The organism is Isoptericola sp. GX10416 (assembly GCF_056590155.1).
This window is the reverse complement of the sequence record NZ_JBWPVO010000003.1, coordinates 1-20768: the sequence shown is the minus strand read 5'-3', so window position 1 is coordinate 20768 and position 20768 is coordinate 1. Positions and strand designations below refer to the sequence as shown.

Annotated in this window: 21 protein-coding genes, 2 tRNA genes and 1 pseudogene; 16 read left to right on the top strand and 8 right to left on the bottom strand. The window is 72.1% G+C overall.

Going from position 1 to position 20768, the window contains the following annotated elements; genetic code table 11:
- The first annotated feature begins 115 nt into the window (after nt 1–115).
- The 5 genes from ACWAT2_RS05910 (at nt 116) to ACWAT2_RS05890 (ending at nt 4743) form a co-directional block, all read left to right on the top strand.
- The gene (locus tag ACWAT2_RS05910) at nt 116–3151 is read left to right on the top strand and encodes a UPF0182 family membrane protein (protein WP_402372178.1); all 3036 of its coding nucleotides are present in this window, start codon (nt 116–118) and stop codon (nt 3149–3151) included.
- 101 nt (nt 3152–3252) lie between these two features.
- A tRNA-Met gene (locus ACWAT2_RS05905) sits at nt 3253–3329 on the top strand.
- Between the two features lie 170 nt (nt 3330–3499).
- Nucleotides 3500–3576, top strand: a tRNA-Met gene (locus ACWAT2_RS05900).
- 158 nt (nt 3577–3734) lie between these two features.
- The gene (locus ACWAT2_RS05895; RefSeq protein WP_402372176.1) at nt 3735–4412 is read left to right on the top strand and encodes an Atu4866 domain-containing protein; all 678 of its coding nucleotides are present in this window, start codon (nt 3735–3737) and stop codon (nt 4410–4412) included.
- 61 nt (nt 4413–4473) lie between these two features.
- On the top strand, nt 4474–4743 hold the full coding sequence (locus tag ACWAT2_RS05890; protein WP_402372175.1) for a DUF7218 family protein: 270 nt from the start codon (nt 4474–4476) through the stop codon (nt 4741–4743).
- 24 nt (nt 4744–4767) lie between these two features.
- On the opposite strand, the gene ACWAT2_RS05885 is transcribed toward ACWAT2_RS05890, so the two are convergent.
- On the bottom strand, nt 4768–5646 hold the full coding sequence (locus tag ACWAT2_RS05885) for a glycosyltransferase family 2 protein (RefSeq protein WP_402372173.1): 879 nt from the start codon (nt 5644–5646) through the stop codon (nt 4768–4770).
- Between the two features lie 110 nt (nt 5647–5756).
- Between ACWAT2_RS05885 and ACWAT2_RS05880 the strand changes: the two genes are divergently transcribed.
- Nucleotides 5757–6263 (top strand): dsRBD fold-containing protein, encoded by a 507-nt coding sequence (locus ACWAT2_RS05880; RefSeq protein ID WP_402372171.1) that lies wholly within the window; start codon nt 5757–5759, stop codon nt 6261–6263.
- Between the two features lie 5 nt (nt 6264–6268).
- On the opposite strand, the gene ACWAT2_RS05875 is transcribed toward ACWAT2_RS05880, so the two are convergent.
- On the bottom strand, nt 6269–7513 hold the full coding sequence (locus ACWAT2_RS05875) for an RNA polymerase sigma factor (protein WP_402372169.1): 1245 nt from the start codon (nt 7511–7513) through the stop codon (nt 6269–6271).
- On the bottom strand, nt 7510–7896 hold the full coding sequence (locus ACWAT2_RS05870; protein ID WP_402372167.1) for a YciI family protein: 387 nt from the start codon (nt 7894–7896) through the stop codon (nt 7510–7512). The genes ACWAT2_RS05875 and ACWAT2_RS05870 overlap by 4 nt, the downstream gene beginning before the upstream one ends.
- Before the next feature lie 187 nt (nt 7897–8083).
- On the opposite strand from ACWAT2_RS05870, the gene ACWAT2_RS05865 reads away from it, so the two are divergent.
- The 3 genes from ACWAT2_RS05865 to ACWAT2_RS05855 are packed head-to-tail and all read left to right on the top strand — an operon-like array spanning nt 8084 to nt 10570.
- Nucleotides 8084–8944: an ABC transporter substrate-binding protein gene (locus ACWAT2_RS05865; RefSeq protein ID WP_402372165.1), complete on the top strand. Its 861-nt coding sequence runs from the start codon at nt 8084–8086 to the stop codon at nt 8942–8944.
- A gap of 4 nt (nt 8945–8948) precedes the next feature.
- On the top strand, nt 8949–9818 hold the full coding sequence (locus tag ACWAT2_RS05860; RefSeq protein ID WP_402372163.1) for an ABC transporter permease subunit: 870 nt from the start codon (nt 8949–8951) through the stop codon (nt 9816–9818).
- Complete coding sequence (locus ACWAT2_RS05855; RefSeq protein WP_402372161.1) at nt 9815–10570, top strand: amino acid ABC transporter ATP-binding protein; 756 nt, start codon at nt 9815–9817, stop codon at nt 10568–10570. Before ACWAT2_RS05860 ends, ACWAT2_RS05855 begins: the two co-directional genes overlap by 4 nt.
- A 4-nt stretch (nt 10571–10574) precedes the next feature.
- Here ACWAT2_RS05855 and ACWAT2_RS05850 read toward each other — a convergent pair whose 3' ends face one another.
- From ACWAT2_RS05850 to ACWAT2_RS05835, 4 genes are read right to left on the bottom strand one after another with little or no spacing between them, the layout of a single operon-like run.
- Nucleotides 10575–10955 (bottom strand): universal stress protein, encoded by a 381-nt coding sequence (locus tag ACWAT2_RS05850; protein WP_402372160.1) that lies wholly within the window; start codon nt 10953–10955, stop codon nt 10575–10577.
- A gap of 13 nt (nt 10956–10968) precedes the next feature.
- Complete coding sequence (locus ACWAT2_RS05845) at nt 10969–12099, bottom strand: calcium/sodium antiporter (protein WP_402372158.1); 1131 nt, start codon at nt 12097–12099, stop codon at nt 10969–10971.
- Nucleotides 12100–12143: 44 nt separating this feature from the next.
- Nucleotides 12144–12599 carry a SufE family protein gene (locus tag ACWAT2_RS05840; protein ID WP_402372156.1) on the bottom strand — a complete coding sequence of 152 codons (456 nt, stop codon included), beginning with the start codon at nt 12597–12599 and terminating at the stop codon, nt 12144–12146.
- 29 nt (nt 12600–12628) lie between these two features.
- Nucleotides 12629–13540, bottom strand: coding sequence for a sulfurtransferase (locus ACWAT2_RS05835; protein ID WP_402372155.1), 912 nt, complete (start codon nt 13538–13540; stop codon nt 12629–12631).
- A gap of 187 nt (nt 13541–13727) precedes the next feature.
- Between ACWAT2_RS05835 and ACWAT2_RS05830 the strand changes: the two genes are divergently transcribed.
- The 5 genes from ACWAT2_RS05830 to ACWAT2_RS05810 all read left to right on the top strand — a co-directional run bounded on the left by ACWAT2_RS05830 (nt 13728) and on the right by ACWAT2_RS05810 (nt 18640).
- Entirely contained in the window at nt 13728–15038 is a 1311-nt protein-coding gene (locus ACWAT2_RS05830) for a GAF domain-containing protein (protein ID WP_402372153.1), read from the top strand.
- Between the two features lie 149 nt (nt 15039–15187).
- Nucleotides 15188–16711, top strand: a complete 1524-nt coding sequence (exaC, locus tag ACWAT2_RS05825; protein WP_402372151.1) for an acetaldehyde dehydrogenase ExaC — start codon at nt 15188–15190, stop codon at nt 16709–16711.
- 26 nt (nt 16712–16737) lie between these two features.
- Nucleotides 16738–17193, top strand: coding sequence for a DUF779 domain-containing protein (locus tag ACWAT2_RS05820; RefSeq protein ID WP_402372150.1), 456 nt, complete (start codon nt 16738–16740; stop codon nt 17191–17193).
- A 41-nt stretch (nt 17194–17234) separates the two neighbouring features.
- Entirely contained in the window at nt 17235–17528 is a 294-nt protein-coding gene (locus ACWAT2_RS05815; RefSeq protein WP_402372148.1) for a DUF3175 domain-containing protein, read from the top strand.
- 56 nt (nt 17529–17584) lie between these two features.
- Nucleotides 17585–18640 carry a hypothetical protein gene (locus tag ACWAT2_RS05810; protein WP_402372147.1) on the top strand — a complete coding sequence of 352 codons (1056 nt, stop codon included), beginning with the start codon at nt 17585–17587 and terminating at the stop codon, nt 18638–18640.
- A gap of 13 nt (nt 18641–18653) precedes the next feature.
- Here ACWAT2_RS05810 and ACWAT2_RS05805 read toward each other — a convergent pair whose 3' ends face one another.
- Entirely contained in the window at nt 18654–19130 is a 477-nt protein-coding gene (locus tag ACWAT2_RS05805) for an HNH endonuclease (RefSeq protein ID WP_402372146.1), read from the bottom strand.
- 500 nt (nt 19131–19630) lie between these two features.
- On the opposite strand from ACWAT2_RS05805, the gene ACWAT2_RS05800 reads away from it, so the two are divergent.
- Complete coding sequence (locus tag ACWAT2_RS05800; protein WP_402372145.1) at nt 19631–20194, top strand: DUF6318 family protein; 564 nt, start codon at nt 19631–19633, stop codon at nt 20192–20194.
- 113 nt (nt 20195–20307) lie between these two features.
- Nucleotides 20308–20768: pseudogene (locus tag ACWAT2_RS05795) on the top strand (hypothetical protein); the annotation flags it as partial.

Genomic DNA, 20768 nt, shown 5'->3' with positions numbered 1-20768 from the left:
CGGGCGCCCCCGTGTGTCGGAATCGTGGGAACCTGGGCAGACGTCGGTACGTTGTCCTGACGTCCCTGCGTGCCTGCACGTGTCCCGTCCCGAGCACGAATGAGGTGCCCGCACCGTGTCCTTCGCCCCACCCCGACGACCGGACGGACCGCCAGCAGCGAGGCGTCGGAGCCCGCTGCTGATCACGGTCGTGATCCTGGCGGTCCTCGTCGCCGCCCTCATCTTCCTCGCGACCTTCTGGACCGAGGTCCTGTGGTTCACCGAGGTCGGCTACGCCAATGTGATCTGGACGCAGTGGATCGCCCGGGCGGTGCTGTTCGTCGTCGCCTTCCTGCTCATGGGCGCCGCCGTCTTCAGCTCGTTCACGATCGGTTACCGGTCGCGACCCGTCTACGCGCCGTCGACGCCGGAGCAGGCCACGCTCGACCAGTACCGCGAGGCCGTCGAGCCGCTGCGCAAGCTCGTCACCTATGCCGCACCGGTCGTGATCGGCTTCTTCGCGGGAGTCGCCGCGTCCTCGCAGTGGCGCACCGTGATGCTCGCCCTGAACGGTCAGTCGTTCGGTGAGTCGGACCCGGAGTTCGGCATCGACATCGGCTTCTACGTCTTCACACTGCCCGTGGTGCGGTTCGCCGTCAGCTTCCTGATGGCGGTCGTGGTGATCTCGGCCATCGCCGCCGTGGTCACCCACTACCTCTACGGTGGGCTGCGCATCGGATCGCTGCCGGCCGGGACGCCGCGCACGACGACGGCGGCCCGGGTCCACCTCGCCGTGCTCGGTGCCGTGCTCATGGTCCTCATCGGTGCGAACTACTGGCTCGACCGGTACAGCATCCTGACGAACTCCAACGAGCGCTACGACGGCGCCTCGTACACCGACGTGCACGCCGTGATCCCCTCCAAGGAGATCCTGATGGGGGTGGCGCTGCTGGTCGCCGCGCTCTTCGTGGTCGCGGCGTTCCGCGACACGTGGCGGCTGCCCGCGATCGGCGTCGGCCTGATGGTCGTCTCGGCGATCGCCATCGGCGGCATCTACCCGTCGATCGTCCAGCGCTTCCAGGTGGACCCGAACGCCCAGTCGCTCGAGGCGCCGTACATCCAGCGCAACATCGACGCGACGCGCGACGCGTTCAGCATCGACGACGTCGAGTCGGAGCCCTACGAGGCCACCACGGAGGTCACCGAGGGCCAGCTGCGCGACGACGCCGAGACGACCGCCTCGGTGCGGTTGCTCGACCCGCAGGTCGTGAGCCCGTCGTTCCGTCAGCTCCAGCAGAACAAGCAGTTCTACAACTTCACGGACAACCTCGCCGTGGACCGGTACAGCATCGACGGCGAGTCGCGCGACACCGTCATCGCGGTGCGTGAGCTGAACCTGGACGGTCTGGCGGACCGCAACTGGACCAACGACCACACCGTGTACACGCACGGGTTCGGCGTCGTCGCGGCCTACGGCAACCAGCCCGGTCCGGACGGCCAGCCCGCGTTCTTCGAGGGCGGCATCCCGACCCAGGGTGCGCTGACCGACATGTTCGACGGCGGCTACGAGCCGCGGATCTACTTCAGCCCGGAGGCCCCGGAGTACTCGATCGTGGGTGCGCCGGAAGATTCTGAGAGCTGGGAGCTGGACTACCAGGCGGACGACGAGGGCGGCCGGCAGGTGCTCTACAAGTTCCCGACCGAAGAGACCTCGGCGGGCCCGGAGATCGGCACGTTCCTGGAGAAGATGCTCTTCGCGCTGAAGTTCGGTGACGAGCAGATCTTCTTCTCCGACCGTGTGACGGAGGAGTCGCAGATCCTCTACGAGCGTGACCCGCAGGAGCGCGTGGCGAAGGTCGCGCCGTGGCTCACCCTGGACAACAAGGTGTACCCCGCCGTCGTGGACGGTCGCGTCAAGTGGATCGTCGACGCCTACACGACCACCGACGCCTACCCCTACTCGACGTCCGCGCCGATGCAGGAGGCGACGACCGACTCCCTGACGCTGGCGGCCCAGGGCGTCCCGGTCGACCTGCCGCCCGAGGTCAACTACATCCGCAACTCGGTCAAGGCGACGGTCGATGCGTACGACGGCACGGTCACGCTGTACGCCTGGGACGCCGAGGACCCGCTGCTGCAGGCCTGGAGCCAGGTCTTCCCGGCGTCGCTGCAGCCGATGGAGAAGATCTCCGGCGACCTCATGGCGCACGTGCGCTACCCGGAGGACATGTTCAAGGTGCAGCGCACCCTGCTCGAGCGCTACCACGTCACGGACGCGATCGCGCTGTTCTCGGGCTCGGACGAGTGGGTCACCCCGGACGACCCGGTGGCGTCGTCCGAGACCGCTGCCTCCAAGCAGCCCCCGTACTACCTGACCCTCCAGATGCCCGGGCAGGAGGACTCGTCGTTCTCGCTCACGAGCACGTTCATCCCGGGCGGGAACACCGACCGAGAGATCTTGACGGGCTATCTGGCGGCCGACGCGGACGCGGGGTCGACGACGGGCGAGGTCGCCGAGGGGTATGGCACCCTGCGCCTCCTCGAGCTGCCACGTGACTCGACGGTCCCCGGGCCGGGTCAGGTGCAGAACAACTTCAACTCGAACCCGACCATCTCGGAACAGCTCAACATCCTGGGTCGCGGCGACTCCGTGGTGGTGCGCGGCAACCAGCTGACGCTGCCGGTCGGCGGCGGCCTGCTGTACGTCCAGCCGGTCTACATCCAGTCGGCGGAGGGGACGCAGTTCCCACTGCTGCGGCGCGTGCTGGTGGCCTTCGGCGACCAGACCGGTTATGCCGAGACGTTGGACGACGCGCTGGACCAGGTGTTCGGTGGTGACTCCGGTGCCCAGGCAGGCGACGCCGACGAGGCGGAGACGGAAGTGCCCACCGACGTCCCGACGGACGAGGTCGAGGATCCTGCGGCGGAGCCCACGGCCGAGCCGGAGCCGACCGAGACCACGGAGCCGTCCGAGCCGAGCGACGAGCCGGCTGCGCCGACGGGTGACGCGCAGGCTCGCCTGAACGCTGCTCTGGCTGACGCCAACGAGGCGCTCACGGCCGGCCAGGAAGCCCTGGAGGCCGGGGACTGGGCGGCCTACGGCGAGGCCCAGGAGCGACTCCAGACGGCGCTCGAGCAGGCGCTCGCGGCCGAGGAGGAGCTGGAGGGCTGACGGTGCTGCCGGACGGATGGGACGCGGTTGTGACCTGCGTCCCATCCGCCCGGATCGGTTGGACTTCGACCGAATCGATGCCGTACCGTTGAACACATCGACGCGGGGTGGAGCAGCTCGGTAGCTCGCTGGGCTCATAACCCAGAGGTCGCAGGTTCAAATCCTGCCCCCGCTACCACGGAGGACCGCACAGGCAGTCCTCATCGAAAGGCCCTCGGGAATCCCGGGGGCCTTTCGCCGTACCCGGGCTGGTCGTGGCCGCTCCGCGTGCCCGGATCGTTGTGTCCGAGGTCTCCGCGGCCGAGTTGGCGCCGGGTGCGAGGCATGCCGTAGTGTTCAGGACGTCGACGCGGGGTGGAGCAGCTCGGTAGCTCGCTGGGCTCATAACCCAGAGGTCGCAGGTTCAAATCCTGCCCCCGCTACCACGGAGGACCGCACAGGCGGTCCTCGTCGAAGGGCCCTCGGGATCTCCCGGGGGCCCTTCGACGTCTGCAGATCGTGGCGTGACCTCGGAGACAGGGTGTGCCGCTCCCGGGAGCGCCCCGGCGTTGTCCGGTGCGTCCTCACGCACGAGGATGACGACATGCCGCTGAACCACATGACGTCTCGGACCTTCGTCGTCACCGGAGCGCAGGTCTGGCAGGGCTCGAGTGCGCCGACGGCCGGTGACCTGTACGTCGTCGGTGGCCGCCTGGCGCCGGGCCCGGCGGACGCCGGTGTCGAGGTGGTCCGTGCCGAGGGGGCACACGCCGTCCCGCTGCTCGTGGACAGCGCCGTGGCGCAGCTGCCGCCCGCCCGCCGGGACGCGTACGACCTGCGTCCCGGCAACGCGGCTACCTTCGCGGTGCTGCGGCGCCCGGTCCGGGCCGGCGAGGTCCGCACCATGCTGGTCGTCGACCCGGCCGACCTGCTCGCCGTGTGGGTCGTGGGCCGGCTCGAGGTGTGGGACGGCCGACCGACCCGGCCGGTGGGGCAGGACGTCGCCGCACCGGAGGCCCGCGCAGCATGGGTGGCGACCTGGGACGACCCTCGCCGGGACATGCAGCAGCATCTGCGGCCGGACGGGCGCTACACCGAGACCCGTGAGAGCCGCACCGACGCGTACACCGGGAGCTACTGGGTCCACGCCGACCGGATCACGTACCTGGACGACTCGGGCTTCTGGGCGTTCGGTCAGCTGGTGGACGGGGTGCTCCACCACGCCGGGTTCGTCCTGACGCGGCCCGCCGGTCGGGATGCGACCACCGCGGTGCCGGGGTGACGATGGCGGCGAGACGGCCGTCGTCGGGCGGCCGGCCACCGATGCGAAGGGAGCAGCCCCCATGCCGCAGCGAGACCCCGGCCCCAGCGTGAAGGACGACGAGCTGTACGAGAAGCTCCGCGACGAGGGCAACAGCAAGGAGAAGGCGGCCCGGATCGCGAACGCGTCGGCGAACAAGGGCCGCAGCACGGTGGGCTCCCAGGGCGGGAAGTCTGGGTCCTATGAGGACTGGACGGTGGACGACCTACGGGAACGTGCCGCCGAGATCGGCATCGAAGGCCGGTCGAGCATGAAGAAGGACGAGCTGATCGACGCCCTGCGCTCGCACTGAGATGGGACCCGTCCTGCCGGCACGTCAGCCTGCCGCCGCCCGCCGCAGGCTGCGGATGTCGTCGACCACCCGGCTGGGCAGGACCTCGCGCGCCCGCAACGCACCTGACAGGTCCGCCACGGCGTCCCGCACGCCGCGCCGCTCCGGCGCGCCGGAGCGGACGTCGGCGAGGGTCCGGTCGGCGACGTCGGGCCAGGGGAGCCGCATCACGGAGGTCAGCGCGCGCGAGCGGGCGACAGCCCGCCGCCGCGCTTCCGGGGCGTGACGCAGCGGGGAGGGGTGGTGATGGACCGCCGCGCCCGGGAGGTGCACGAGGTCGTGCCCGTGCGCGGTCAGGTCCCAGGCGAGGCGCTCCTCCTCGCCGGGGAACCGCACGACGTCGTCGAACCCGCCGGCGTCGAGGAAGGCGCTCCGGCGCACCATGGCCGCGCACGCCATGAAGCCGAGCACGCGCGGACCGACCGGTGCCGGAGCGCGCGACGGCAGCGGGGAGGCAGCCAGGACGTCGGTGAAGGCGTCGCGGCGCTCGTCGGCGCCGACCAGGGTCTCGACGGCGACGAGGCCCACCTGCGGAGCCGTGGCCAGGACCTCCGCAGCGGCGTGCAGCGAACCGGCCGCCCACCAGGAGTCGTCGTCGGCGAAGGCGACGTACGGGGTGCGGGCACGGCGGACGCCCTCGGTCCGCGCGGCAGCACCGGCGTTGCGCCCCAGCTCCACCACCTCGACGCCCGGGTGCGCCCGCCGGACAGCCTCGGGGGTGCCGTCGGTCGATCCGTTGTCGAGCAGGATCACGGGCGCGCGGTGGCGGCCGAGGCCGGCCACCAGCTCCTCGCGCCGGTTGCGGCTCGCGACGACGACGGTCACGCGCGGGTCCTCGATCGGGCGATCGGCTGCGGCGTCCATCTCTCCGTCCTACCGCGGACCCGTCGTGCCGGCACGCGAGCGAACGACGCCGGGAGCACCATGGGAGGACGACAGCGTCGACTCGAGGGTGAGAGACGGAGGGGAGCATCATGAGGGCCTCGGTAGGGGACAGGATCGTGACAGCCGCCGGCGTGGTGGGCGGCGCGGTGCGCGACGGAGTCGTGGTGGACTGTCCGCACGGCGACGGCAGCCCGCCGTACCGGGTGCGCTGGTCGGACACCGGCGAGGAGACCTTGCTCTTCCCCGGGCCGGACTCGCTGGTGAAGGAGCAGGGCGACGACGCAGGTCTGCAGCAGGAGGCCGGGTCGCGGCCCGCACGGTCGGTGACGTGGCAGGTGCAGGTGGCGCTGGTGGAGTCCGCCGGCAGCACGACGGCGGAGGCGGTCCTGGTGGCCGGGCCTGCCGAGCACGCCGACGTCGGCGCGCTGCGAGCCGTGGGGCACGCGCGCAAGGACCCCGGTGACGAGGAGGTCCCGGTAATCGGGGACGAGGTGGCAGCCGGCCGGGCGCTGCGCCGGCTCGCCGACTCGCTGCTCGGGCAGGCGGAGTCGGACATCGCGGCGGCGACCGGCCAGGAGGGCCACGTGCACGCCTGAGCCGTTTACCGGGATCGGTCCAGCGCGTCCCGGCGCCGCCGGAGGTGCGCGCGCTCGGCCGAGTTCTCGCAGAGGGTGCAGGCAGCGTCGTAGGCGACGCGCGCCTCGTCCGCCCGGCCGAGCCGGGCCAGCAGCTCGGCGCGGACGGCGGGGAGACGGTGACCGCGGAGGACGACGTCCGCCAGCGCGTCCAGACCGTCGCGCGGACCGTGCACCTCGCTGACCGCGACGGCCCGGTTGAGCCGGACGACGGGGCTGTCCGTCAGCTCGAGGAGCTCGTCGTAGCGGGCCAGGATCCGGTCCCAGGCCGTCGCGCTCGGCCGCGGGGCGACGGCGTGCTCGGCGGCGATCAGCGCCTGCAGCAGATAGGGCGTGGCGGGGGCCGTCGCGAGCGGTTCCAGAAGACTCAGCGCCTCGGTGATCTCGGCGTCGTGCCACCGGCCGCGGTCCTGGTCGGCCAGGAGCACCGGCAGTCCCCCTGCGCTGCGGGCGTCGCGGCGGGAGTGCTGCAGCAGCATGACCGCCAGCAGTGCGTCGAGCTCGCGACGGTCCGCCGTGGGCGGCAGGACGTCACGCAGCACGCGGACCAGCCGGATCGCCTCGCCCGCCATCTCGACCCTGACGACGGCGTCGCCGGAGGAGGGGGTGTAGCCCGCGGTGAATGCCAGGTAGGCGACGTCGGCGACGACACCGGTGCGAGCGGTGAGTCCGTCACCCCGGGGGATCTCGAATCGCTCACCGGCGATCTTCTTGCGGGCTCGGGTCAGCCGGGCGGCCATCGTGGGCGTGGACTGCAGGAAGAGCCGGGCGATGTCCGGGGTGGGGACGCCGAGCACGAGCCGGAGGGTGAGGGCTGCGGCCGCCTCGCGGGAGAGCCGTGGGTGTGCGCAGAGCAGCACGAGCCGGAGCCGTTCGTCGACCACCGCCTCACCGGCGTCTGCCATGACCCGGGAAGCGTGGGCGGTCAGGTCGGCCTCGACGGCGAGGCGCGGCATGGAGCGGGCGAGGGTGTGCTCGGAGCGCAGCCGGTCGACGGCGCGGCGGCGCGCGGTGGTCAGCAGCCAGGCCGCGGGGTTGGTGGGCGGTCCGTCGTGCGGCCAGGTGCGGGTGGCAGCCTCGAAGGCGTCGCCGAGGGCGTCCTCGGCCAGGTCGAGGCGACGGTACTGCGCGACGAGCAGGGCCAGCAGACGGCCCCACTCGTCGCGCAGCGCGTCCGCCAGCCGCGCGGCGACGTCGTCGGTGGACGTCACGCCCCGGCGTCACCCGGGTGGTCGACGACCTGGCGGACCTCGACGACGTCCTGCGTGCCCGGGATGGTGGTCCCGGCGAGGACGCCGCAGACCTGCAGCAGGTCGTCGAGGTCGTCGGACTCGACGGTGTAGAAGCCGGCCACGTGCTCGGCGGCCTCGGCGTACGGGCCGTCGGTGACGGCGATGTTCCCGGCGGAGTCCTGGCGGATCGACTTCGCCGTGCGCGCGGGCATGAGCTCCTCACCGCCGGTGATCTTGTGGCCGCGTTCGGCCATGAGCCGCACGAACTTCTCGTGGAGGCCGACGACGGTGGCCTTCTGCTCGGCGGTGGCGTTCTCCCAGGACTCGTCGCTGCCGGGAAGCAGCACGGTGTAGGTGGTCATGGTGACTATCGTCCTTCCTGCGGGGTGCACTGACATCTTGATGACGGATGTGGTCCGCCCGGATCGACATCTCGGGCGCACTGTGACGAGCCGCACGGCCGGGAGGGATGTCAGTGGCGTCGTGACGTGTTGTGATGCTGCAGGTGGTGCGATCCCCGTGCCGCTCTGCGACCTGGAGGATCCTCCCGTGCGAACCCGTCCCGTCCTCGCGGCAGCACTCGCTCCCGCGCTCGTGCTCGGCCTGGCCGCGTGCGGCTCCGACGACGCTCCCTCCGACGCCGCGACGACGGCCCCCGCCGAGGCGGCCGGGTGCGACGCCGCAGACCTGCCGACCCTGACCGAAGGCACCCTCACCGTCGGCGCCTCCGAGCCGTTCGAGCCCTGGTACGTGGGCGAGCCGTCGAGCGGCGAGGGCTTCGAGGCAGCGCTGGTCTACGAGGTCGCCGACCGCCTCGGCTACGCCGCCGACGACGTCGAGTGGACCTCGGTCACCTTCGAGCAGATCGTGTCCCCGGCGATCAAGACGTTCGACGTCGCCGCCTACCAGACGACGATCACCGACGAACGTGCCGAGGCCGTCGACTTCTCCAGCCCTTACCTCACCAGCCGGCAGGGCGTGATCGTGGCCGACGACGGCGAGTTCGCGGACGCTGCGAGCCTGGCGGACCTGGCCGGGGCCACCGTGGGCGTGACCGCCTCCCAGACGTCCCTCGACGCCGCGGAGCAGGCCTGGGGCGACGACGTCGAGGTGGTGCCGTTCAGCGCCGCCGGCGACGGGATGACGGCACTCACGTCGGGCACCGTCGACGCGATGGTCATGGACGTCGACCAGGGGGTCGCCGCCTCGACGGTGTACTTCCCGGACGCGACGGTCATCGGCACGCTGCCGGACGCCGGCGAGCCCGAGCAGCTAGGTCTCGTCCTCGACAAGGACTCGGAGCTGACGGACTGCGTCTCGGCGGCCGTCGACGAGCTGGAGGCCGACGGCACCCTCGACGAGCTGCGCACCACCTGGCTCGACTCCGACGACATCGAGCAGCTCTCCTGAGCGCATGACCGACTGGCAGCCGTCCGCGCGGGCGCGGGAGCGGGTCGCCTTCCGGCGTGCCCAGCGCCGCCGGGCGCTCGCCGTCGCGACCGTGGCGACCGCCGTCGTCGTCGGCGCCGTCGCGTACGTCGTCGCGACCGCCCCCGGCTGGGCGCGGGCCCGCTCGGCGTTCTTCTCGCCGGAGCGCGCGATCGAGGTGCTGCCCGACGTCGCCGAGGGGCTGTGGCTCAACCTGCGGGTCTGGGTCGTGGCCTCGGTGGTGGGCCTGGTCGTCGGCCTGCTCCTGGCCGTGGTGCGCACGTCACGGCTGCCGGCGCTCTTCCCCCTGCGGCTGCTGACCGTGGTGTACGTCGACGTCTTCCGCGGGGTGCCGGTGCTGTTGGTGCTGCTCCTCGCCGGGTTCGGGCTGCCGGCCCTGCGCCTCGAGTGGCTGCCGGTGAGCGCGGCGTTCCTCGGCGGCCTCGCCATCGTGCTGACGTACACCGCGTACCTCGCGGAGATCTTCCGCGCGGGCATCGAGTCGGTCCACCCGTCGCAGGTGGCGGCGGCGCGGTCCCTCGGGCTCACCCGGGGGCAGACGGTGCGCCGGGTGGTGCTGCCGCAGGCGGTCCGCAACGTCACGGCGCCGACGGCCAGCATGCTCGTCTCGCTGCAGAAGGACTCCGGGCTGATCTCGATCCTGGGTGCCGTGGACGCGATCCGCGCCGCCCAGATCGCCACGACGGGCGACTACAACTTCACGCCCTACGTGGTCGCGGGCGTGCTGTTCCTGCTGCTGTCCATCCCGCTGACCCGTCTGGTGGACGCCTGGTCGGCCCGGCAGGGGTGGCGCGGACGTCTGCGCGGCGTGAGCGGCGCGGGGGTGATCCGGTGACCGGCGCGCTGCTGTCCTTGCGGGGCGTGCGCAAGAGCTATCCCGGCACCGGACGGCGGGGTCCGCGCAAGGTCGTGCTCGACGGCATCGACCTGGACGTCACCGAGCACGAGTGCGTGGTGGTCGTCGGGTCCTCCGGCTCCGGCAAGTCGACGCTGCTGCGGGTGATCGACCTGCTCGAGGACGTCGACGACGGCCAGGTGCTGCTCGACGGCGTCGACGTCGCGGACCCGTGGGTGGACGCCGACGCCGCCCGCGCCCGGATGTCGATGGTGTTCCAGCAGTACAACCTGTTCCCGCACCTGCGGGTGCTGGACAACGTCACGCTCGCGCTGCGGCTGGTGCACGGTCGCCGCCGGGCCGAGGCCGAGGCCGCGGGCGCGGGCATGCTCGAGAAGGTCGGGCTGTCCCACAAGGCGCGGTCCTACCCCGACGAGCTGTCCGGCGGGGAGCAGCAGCGGGCGGCGATCGCACGGGCGCTGGTCAGCGGCCCGGAGCTGCTGCTCCTGGACGAGGTCACGTCCGCGCTCGACCCGGAGCTGGTGGGCGAGGTGCTCGACCTGCTCGTCGCGCTGCGGGACGAGGGCACCACGATGGTGGTCGCCACGCACGAGATGAGCTTCGCCCGCGACGTCGCCGACGAGGTCGTGTTCCTGCACGAGGGCCGGGTGCACGAGCGGGGCACGCCGGGGCAGGTCCTCGACGACCCGCAGCGCGGACGGACTCAGGAGTTCTTGCGCCGGCTGCGCTGAGCCCTCAGGCGCCGTAGGCGTCCTTGACCACGAGGACGGGCACGGGGGAGTCCAGCAGGACGCGCTGCGTGGTGGTGCCCATCAGGAAGGTGCCCTGGCTGGAGCGCTTGCGGGAGCCGACGACGACGAGTGTCGCCCCGGTCTCCTCGGCCGCGTCGAGGATGGCGTCGGCCGGCTCGGTCCGCTCGTCCCGGTACACGACGGTCGGGTTCGTCGCTGACCCGTCGAGCACCGCCGCCAGCCCTGCCGGGGCGGGCGCGTCGGCAGCCTGCGGGTCGAGCACGAGCACGTGCAGCGGGAGGTCGCGGCGCCGGGCCTCCTCCAGCGCCGTGCGGACTGCCGCCTCGCCGTGCGGGGAGACGTTGTAGGCCACGAGCACCGTCATGGCACCAACTCTGTCACACCTGGCGACGGCCGCGCCGCAGCCCGAGCTCGTAGGCCGCGAGCGCCACGAGCCACACGGCGGTGACCGGCAGGACGAACCCGAGCATCGCGGTGCTGAAGGGCTGCAGCGCGGCGTGCTCGGACGCCGCCAGCAGGACGAACGCGACGTAGGCGAGGTAGAGCACGACGAAGAGCGTGCCCTCCCAGCGCCGGATGAGCTGGCCGGTGAACGCGACGGGCAGCAGGGCCAGGGCGACGGCGACCATGAGGGGCAGGTCGAAGTGCACGGCCGCGGGGTCCACGCCGATCCCGCCGGGCGCCACGACGGCCGTGAGGCCGAGGACGGCGCCGATGTTGAAGATGTTGCTGCCGACGATGTTGCCGACCGCCAGGTCGCCCTCGCCGCGGCGGACCGCGATGACGCTGGTGGCCAGCTCGGGCAGCGAGGTGCCGACGGCGACGACGGTCAGGCCGATCACCAGGTCGCTGACGCCGAAGCTCGTGGCGATCTGCGTCGCACCGCGAACCAGGAGCTGCGCCCCGAGCACCAGGAGGCCCACGCCGACGGCGACGAGCACCACGTCGAGCAGGATCGAGCGCGTGCGGGTCGCGCGGAAGCGGCGCGGTGCGGAGGCCGCCTTCGTGGGTGCACCGGCTGCCCCGGCGGCGGCTGCCGGCGGCGCGTCGTCCCGTCCGCGCCGGGAGCGGATGATCGTGACCACGAGGTAGGCGGCCAGGAGGGCGAGCAGCAGGACGCCGTCGGCCGTGCTGATCGTCCCGTCGAGCGCGAGGACCAGGGCGAGGACTGACAGTCCGATCATCACCGGGATGTCCGTGCGCACGACGCGGGACGTCACCATCAGCGGGACCACCAGCGCCGAGATGCCGAGGACGAGCAAGATGTTGGCGATGTTGCTGCCGACGACGTTGCCCACGGCCAGCCCGGGGGACCCTGACAGGGCGGCGCCGGCGCTCACGGCGAGCTCGGGGCTGGACGTCGCGAAGGAGACCACGGTGAGGCCGACGACGAGGGAGGACATGCCCATCGTCCGCGCGAGCGAGGCAGCCCCGCGGACCAGTGCCTCCCCGCCGCCGACGAGCAGGACGAAGCCGGCCAGGAGGAGCAGGACGCTCGAGAGGCTCACCCGCCCAGGCTACGGGCGAGTGAGCCTCTCGGGTGAGCGGGAGGTCAGGCCGCGGCGAGCTGCTCCACGACCTGCCGCTTGGCGCGGGTCAGCATCCCGGCCATGCCGTTCAGGCGCAGCGCGCTGACCGCGCGGGTCAGCCCGAGCTGCAGGGGGAACTCCTCGGGCACGTCCAGCACCTGCTGGGCGGTCAGTCCCGACAGCCCTTGGGCGAGGATCGAGGCGAACCCGCGCGTGGTGGGTGCTTCCTGCGGTGCCGAGGCGTAGAAGTGCACCACGCCGTCGTCCAGCTCGGCGAAGGCGCGGACGGGCGACTGGCACTCCTCGACCTTCTCCAGCAGCCCGGGTGCGAGCGCGTAGCGCTCGGGGAGCTCGGGCAGCTCGCGGGAGAACTCGAGCAGGAGCTGGAGCCGGTCGGGCTCGGTCAGCGCCAGGAAGTCCTCACGGATCTCGGCGAGCTGCGCGGGCAGCTCGGGCGTGGTGGACGCGTCGTCGGTCATGGTTCCAGTGTCCCAGGCGGTCCGGCTGCTCAGGCGGCCCGTCGCGGTGCCTCGCCCGGCTGGTCGCCCGCGACGATCGGCACCCGGACCGCGTTGCCCCACTCGGTCCACGAGCCGTCGTAGTTGCGCACGTCGGGCAGACCCAGCAGGAAGTGCAGGGCGAACCACGTGTGGCTGGAGCGCTCGCCGATGCGGCAGTAGGTGATGACCTTGTCGTCCGCCTGGATGCCCAGGCCGCCGTCGAGGTAGATCTTCTCGAGCTCGGCGCGCGGCTTGTAGGTGCCGTCCTCGGCCACGGCGGTGGCCCACGGGACGTTGTGCGCGGTGGGGATGTGGCCGCCCCGCAGCACACCCTCCTCCGGGTAGTCGGGGATGTGGAGGCGCTCGCCGCTGAACTCCTGCGGGGAGCGGATGTCCACGAGCGGGCCGTTGCCGAGGTGGGCGAGCACGTCCTCCTTGAAGGCACGGAACGTCGAGTCGTCGCGGTCGACGGCGGGGTACTCGGCCGGCTCCGAGGCCGGGACGTCGGTGGTCAGCTCGCGGCCCTCGGCCACCCAGAGGTTGCGGCCGCCGTCGAGCAGGCGGACGTCCTCGTGGCCGAACAGCGTGAACACCCAGGCGGTGTACGCGGCCCACCAGTTGTTCTTGTCGCCGTAGAGCACGATCGTGGTGTCCCGGGCGATGCCCTTGGAGCCGAGCAGGTCGGCGAAGCCGGGGCCGTCGAGGTAGTCGCGCTCGACGGGCAGCAGCAGGTCGGTGTGCCAGTCGACCTTCACCGCACCGGGGATGTGGCCCGTCTCGTAGAGCAGCACGTCCTCGTCGGACTCGACGACCACGAGGCCGGGGTCGTCGAGGTGCTGGGCGAGCCACTCGGTGGTGACGAGCCGCTCGGGGTGGGCGTACTCCTGCAGGCGGGGGTCCGGGTCGAGCTGAGCGGGCATGGTGTCCTCCGGTGGGTGGGTGAACGGGCGGGGCCGCGGGGGTCTGCCCACACCCTAGGCACGCGGCGACCTGGGAGGACACCCGGCGTCCAACATTTGGGACCACGATGTGAGACGACGGCTCTGCCAGGGCCTCCGGCCGAGCCCTAGACTGAGGCCACCACCGCACGACGACGTCGGAGGCGCCATGTTCGACCGTGCTGCCGCGCAGGACCTCGCCGGTTCCGCCCGTGCCCCCGGAGGCACGCCCGCGCCCCGCGGCACCGTCCGTCGCGACCGTCGCTCCGTGCGGACCGCCTACGACACCTTCCTCGGTACCGGCTGCCTCCCGCCCGGGCTGGACCCCCTCGTCGGCGAGTCCTGGCGCCGCAGCCGGAGCTCCGGCGTCGACCCCGACTCGCTGCACGCCGCGACCGGCCTCGCCGACCGTGACCTGGACGACTACCGCACGACGCACCCCCTCGCGCCGCTCATGCCGCTCGTGCGCGAGCTCGTCGTGGACGCGGCCCGCGACGACGGCCTCGTCGTCGCCGTCTGCGACGACGCCGGTCGGCTCCTGTGGGTCGAGGGCGACGCCCGAACCCGCACGACGGCGGAGCGCGTCGGGTTCGTCGCCGGCGCCGTCTGGCGCGAGGAGAGCGTCGGCACCAACGCCCCCGGCACGGCGCTCGCGACCCGCCGCGCCGTGCAGGTGCTGGGCGCCGAGCACTTCTCCCGACCCGTCCAGTCGCTCAACTGCGCCGCCGCACCGATCCGTGGCGCCGACGGCCGGGTGCTCGGCGTCCTGGACGTGACCGGCGGACGTGCCGCCGCCTCGCACGTCGCGCTCTCCCTGGTCCGCGCGACCGTGGCGAGCCTCGAGCGAGAGCTCGCGGCGCGCGAACGCGTGGAGCCAGGGTGGCCCGGGGACGGCGTCGACGCTGGCCGGCCCCTCGTGCAGCTCCTCGGCACACCCGTGCTCCACGGCCCGGGCGGCGACCACCGCCTCTCGCCGCGGCACGCCGAGATCATCGCCCTCCTCGGTGAGCACCCCCGCGGGCTCACCGCCGAGGAGCTCGCCGTGCTGCTGCACCCGGGCGACCTGTCCGAGGTCGCGGTCCGCGTCGAGATCTCCCGGCTGCGGCGCGTCGCCGGCTCCCTGGTCAGCGGGTCACGCCCCTACCGGTTGGCGCCCGGCGTGCGCAGCGACGTCGACGTCGTGCGCGAGCACCTCGCGGCAGGGGACCCGACAGCGGCGCTCGCGGCCAGCGCCGGGCCGCTGCTCCCGCGCTCGCTGGCCCCCGGCGTCGAGCGGGCCCGCGCCGAGCTCACCGCCGAGCTCCGCTCCGCCGTCCTGAGCAGCCCCGGCGCCGCAGCGCTCGACGCGTGGACCCGGACCGACGACGGCGCGGACGACGTCGAGGCGTGGAGCCTCCTCGTGCAGCGGGCCGAGCACGGCAGCCCCCTGTGGAGCCGGGCGCGGGCACACCTTTCCGTCGTCGACGCGGTGCTGCGCTGAGGTCGTCCGGCCGGTTCCCCGCCCGTTGCAACGGTGCTGCAACCCCGCCCGCCTAACGTGACCGTCACGGCGCGTCGAGGCGCCGCCGTCGGGCACCGCGCCGCAGGCCGCGCACCCGACGAGGTGTGTACTGCGAGGAGGCAGCCAGCATGACCGTCTACACGCCCCCGGGGCAGCCCGGGGCGATCGTCGAGTACCGCAGCCGTTACGACCACTGGATCGGCGGCGAGTACGTGCCGCCGTCGAGCGGGGAGTACTTCGAGAACCCCAGCCCCGTCACCGGGCAGACCTTCTGCGAGGTGGCACGCGGCAACGCCGACGACATCGAGCGGGCGCTCGACGCGGCCCACGGAGCGGCACCCGCCTGGGGACGCACCTCCGTCACCGAGCGGGCCAACGTGCTGAACCGGATCGCCGACCGCATCGAGGCCAACCTCGAGAAGATCGCCGTGGCCGAGAGCTGGGAGAACGGCAAGCCCGTGCGCGAGACGCTCGGCGCCGACATCCCGCTCGCCGTCGACCACTTCCGCTACTTCGCCGGGGCGATCCGGGCCCAGGAGGGCTCGATCTCCGAGATCGACGGCGACACCATCGCGTACCACTTCCACGAGCCGCTGGGCGTCGTCGGCCAGATCATCCCGTGGAACTTCCCGATCCTCATGGCGACCTGGAAGCTGGCGCCGGCGCTCGCGGCAGGCAACGCCGTCGTCCTCAAGCCGGCAGAGCAGACCCCGGCCTCGATCCTCTACCTGATGGAGATCATCGGCGACCTGCTGCCGCCGGGCGTGCTCAACGTGGTCAACGGGTTCGGCGCGGAGGCGGGCAAGCCGCTCGCGTCCTCGTCACGGATCCGCAAGATCGCCTTCACCGGCGAGACGACGACCGGCCGCCTGATCATGCAGTACGCGTCGCAGAACATCATCCCCGTGACCCTCGAGCTCGGGGGCAAGTCGCCGAACGTGTTCTTCTCCGACGTCGCGGCCGAGCGGGACGACTTCTACGACAAGGCGCTCGAGGGCTTCACCATGTTCGCCTTCAACCAGGGCGAGGTGTGCACGTGTCCGTCCCGCGCGCTCATCCAGTCCGACATCTACGACCAGTTCCTCGGCGACGCGCTCGAACGGACCAAGGCCGCGGTGCAGGGCAACCCCCTCGACACCGAGACGATGATCGGGGCCCAGGCGAGCAACGACCAGCTCGAGAAGATCCTGTCTTACATCGACATCGGCAAGGCCGAGGGTGCTCGGGTGCTCACCGGTGGCGAGCGGGCCGACCTCGGCGGTGACCTCTCCGGCGGCTACTACGTGACGCCCACGATCTTCGAGGGCAAGAACTCCATGCGGATCTTCCAGGAGGAGATCTTCGGCCCCGTGGTGTCCGTGACCGACTTCGCGGACTTCGACGACGCGATCAAGACCGCCAACGACACCCTCTACGGGCTGGGTGCCGGGGTCTGGACCCGCAACGGCACGACGGCGTTCCGCGCGGGCCGCGCCATCGAGGCCGGCCGGGTGTGGACCAACTGCTACCACGCCTACCCGGCCGCGGCCGCGTTCGGCGGGTACAAGGGGTCCGGCGTCGGGCGCGAGAACCACAAGATGATGCTGGACCACTACCAGCAGACGAAGAACCTGCTCGTCAGCTACTCCGGCGTGCGGGACGGGTTCTTCTAGGCCGACTGTTCGCACGAGGAGGCGAGATGACGGACGACGGCGGGGCGGTCGCTGCGCGGCAGCGGCCCGCCCGCGTCGCGGTCACCGACGCCGCGGCCGAGCTGCTCGCTCGGCTGCGGCGCCGGCACGGCGACCTGATGTTCCACCAGTCCGGCGGGTGCTGCGACGGGTCCAGCCCGATGTGCTTCCCGGCCGGGGAGTTCCTCACCGGCGACGCGGACGTCCACCTCGGGGACCTGACCGTGCCGGACGCGCCGGGGGCCGACGGCGGCGCTGACGGCGGCGCTGACGGCGGCGCGACGTTCAACGTGCCGGTCTGGATGAGCCGGGCCCAGTTCGAGTACTGGAGCCACACGCACCTGACCATCGACGTGGTGCCGGGTCGCGGTGCCGGGTTCAGCGTGGAGGCGCCGGAGGGAGTGCGGTTCCTCATCCGTTCGCGGCTCTTCACCGACGCCGAGGCGGAGGCGCTGCGCGACTGAACGCCCTCGCGAGCTCGCGCCGATCGTCCTAGCGTCGGACGATGGCAGCCACGAAGCCCGAGCACGACGACGAGCGGTGGTCGCAGGACGTCACCGAGCACTCCGACGCGCTCGACCTGGAGGACGACGTCTTCACCTGGGACGACCCGGCCCGGATCGCCGCGTCCCTCAAACGGTCAGCCGAGGCGAGCGAGCGGCGCAAGGGCACGCCCTACCAGTCCGCGACGTCGATGCTGACCTTCTACCTCAACCGGGCCGGGGACAATCTGCCGGAGTCCCGCCGTCGGACCCTGGAACAGGCGAAGGACGAGCTGCGCGCCGCGTTCGGCCGCTGAGCGGGGCGCGTCCCCGGGGTACCGCTCCGGGGGCCCGACCGGCTATGTTGCACTCCGTGAGCACCGAAGCCGAGGCCTTCCCGTCCGTGTCGTCGCTGCCGGCATGGCTCGTGCCGTCCGTGTACCTGAACTGGTCCACCGACTGGCTGAACGAGTCCATCGCGATCGCGACCCGTTCCCACGAGCACTCGCTGCCCGGCGGTCCGGACGGCCCCAAGCGGGGCGATGTCGTCGTGACCGTCCTCGGTGACGCGGGCGTCGTGGCGTCGGTGGAGCTCATGGGTTCCTCCGACGGCGACTCCTGGGTGACGGACGAGCTGTTCGGCCCCGACCGGCCCATCGTGTGGGCCGACCTCTTCGACGGCGCGGACACCTACATCGGCTCCTCCGGCTGGCTGCCCGCCGAGCACGCCCGCGCCGTGCTGGACGGTGTCGCCAACCAGTTCCACGACGGCCCGGTGCACACCATCGACCCGGGCGACTGCGCCGAGGGCACCGCGGCCCCCGACGTGCACGTGCTGCGCGTCCTCGGACACCGCGCGGTGTCCGGCTGGGCCATGCGTCGCGAGGAGCGCTGCGCCACCTGCGAGCGGTTCGTCGACGTCCACGAGCTCCAGGCGCACGACGACGGCGCGGTGCGGCTGGGCACGACGACCGCCGGCGGGCGCACCCTCGAGCAGGTCATCCGCGACGTGCACCTCATGTGCACGCACTGCCACGACCTCATGCACGCCCACTCCGTCTCCGCGCAGCGCGCCCGGATGCGGCCGCAGTGCCCCGGGTGCGGCGCCCGCGGCAAGACCAAGCGCATCGTGTGGGGCATGACCTTCAGCGACGACGTCGTCAGCTCCGAGCCCGACGTCGTCTACGGCGGCTTCGAGGTGCCCGTGCCGGCGCCGGACTGGTACTGCACCGACTGCCACGCGAACTTCGGCAGCACCGTCGTGGCCTCTCGCGTGCTCGACTCCGAGGGGCCGGCCGTGCCGCAGCCCGTCACCGGGACGATCGCGCGTGTCGGCGAGGCGGAGCTGGCCGGCGCCGAGCCGAACGCCGGCGCCGACACCGAGCAGGACGCGGCCGAGCGCCGCTGGGAGCCGATCGACGGCGTCTGACGCCGCTCGCCGCTCAGGCGGCCACGGGTCTGGCTCGACGATGGCGTCGTACCAGCCCGTGGTCGAACGGCGGGACGTACGGAGCCAGCCGGAGCGGCATCGCCGCCTCGAGCGGAGTGCGGTCCGCCTTGCGGTGGTTGCACGGACGGCAGGCGGCGACGAGGTTGAGCCACGAGCTGTCGCCGCCCCGCGACCGGGGAACAACGTGGTCGACCGTCTGTGCCGGGCCGCCGCAGTAGGCGCACGCGCCGTCCCGTCGCTTGATGCCGTCCTTGGTGACCGCGGGGCGACCGCCACCGCGGTAGAGCCAGCGCATGGTCACGTAGCGCACGAGCCGCAGGACCCGGGGGAGCGGGTAGGGGCCGAACGAGGCACCCTCGACGAACTCCTCGACGACCGCGACCTCGCGGACCAGCATCGTGATGGCGTGCTTGACCGACACCCGGTGCAGCGGCTCGTAGCCGGCGTTGAGGACCAGTACGTCGGTCACGGTCCTGCTCCCTCCTGCGGTGCGCGGGCCGGTCAGGCCGACGCGGTCTCGGCGGCTCCCTCGATGGGTCGGTGTCTCGGGCGGCGACGGTCCGGGCAGGACCGCCGGACGGGCGTGCTGTGGCGTCCGTCACGGAAAATGTAAGGGGCCAGGGCGCGCAGGTCCAGGGCTTAGGTGGGCAGTTCTCGGTCCGGGCGCCCACCGCGGGCGCCGAATGTCGAGGTTCGGGCCGGTTTGGGTGACCCGCCGGTGCGGTGCGGGGCCGTCGTGGTGGGCCGCCGGCGGGGTTGTCCACAGGCTGGGATGTGCGGTTCCGCGGGTGTGCGGGGGTCGCTAGGGTCGGTGGCTGGTCCTGGCCGCTGGCCTGTCTATGCCCTGGAGACGCGATGACGCGCACGACCCGGCACGATTCCTCTGTCCCTGTCCCTGCCCCTGGGTCACCCGCTGTGAGGGCCTCGGGCTCTGGCTCGAGGCGCGCTGCCGCGGCGGTCCTTGCGGGAGTGCTGCTGCTGGCGGGGTGCACCGGTGGGGAGCCCGAGCCGGAGGAGTCGGAGCTGCCGTTGCCGGCCTCGGTGACGGCGTCCGCGTCACCGTCCGCGTCGGTGTCGCCGGAACCGTCGGAAGAGGCCGAGGCGGAGGGGCCGGAGCGTCCGGCCGCGATGGACAAGAAGGACGCGGACGGGGCAGCCGCGGCGGCGGAGTACTTCTTGTCGTTGTACGACTACATGCTCACCACTGGCGACAGCTCGCGGTTCGAATCCATGTCCCACCGGGCTTGCGGTTTCTGCACCGCGACGCTCGATCGGCTCGATTGGCTGGAAGAGAACGACGCGACGTTCACTGGTGGCGCGATGACGACCACGATCGAGGAGTCGTACGAGATTGATGCAGCCACGGGCATCTTCCCGCTTGACGTGGTGATCGAGCAAGAATCGATAGAGATCCTCGACGCCGATGGAACGTCGATCGATGAGGTCGATCACAGCACTCGCGAAGCACGCATCGAAATGGCCCTCCGTGACAAGAAGTGGGTCGTCGTGACTGTCACCCACCGGCCCGAGTGATGAGGGCGATTGCGCCAGCCCTGCCGGTCATGCTTCTCGCCGCGCTCCTGAATCTCATGGTGACGGCTCCGGCTACAGCAGATTCAGATTCATCGTGGAACGTCGATGGAGACATGAGCAAGGACTCTGTGGACATGCTCGGCAGTCTTGAAGAGCAGCAGGCAGCGATCGATGGGTCTGGTGGTGGAGACTCGGACGTGACCTACTTCCGGGCCACGGTGCATCAGTGCTGGCTGCGGGACCTGGACGCGACCCTGCTGGCCGAGGCGTGCGAAGAGGGCACCGAGATCGCCTACGACGGGCTGGACTGTGACGAGGACTCCTACGAGCTCGCCGGGCTGTGGGCCGTCACCGACCAGCCAGGCGGCGCCCAGAGGCCCGCCGAGCTGATCGACGAGGGCGCCTGCGTCACCCCGGCCGACCTGCTGGACGCCGCCACCCGCGAGTTCAAGGCCATGCCCATCGAGCCCGCCCAGATCGCCCTGCACGCCGAACGCGACTGGGCCATCGTCAACTTCGGGGTCCACCCCCGCACGGACGACACCCCCCAGATGCTGGACACCACCCTGCTCGG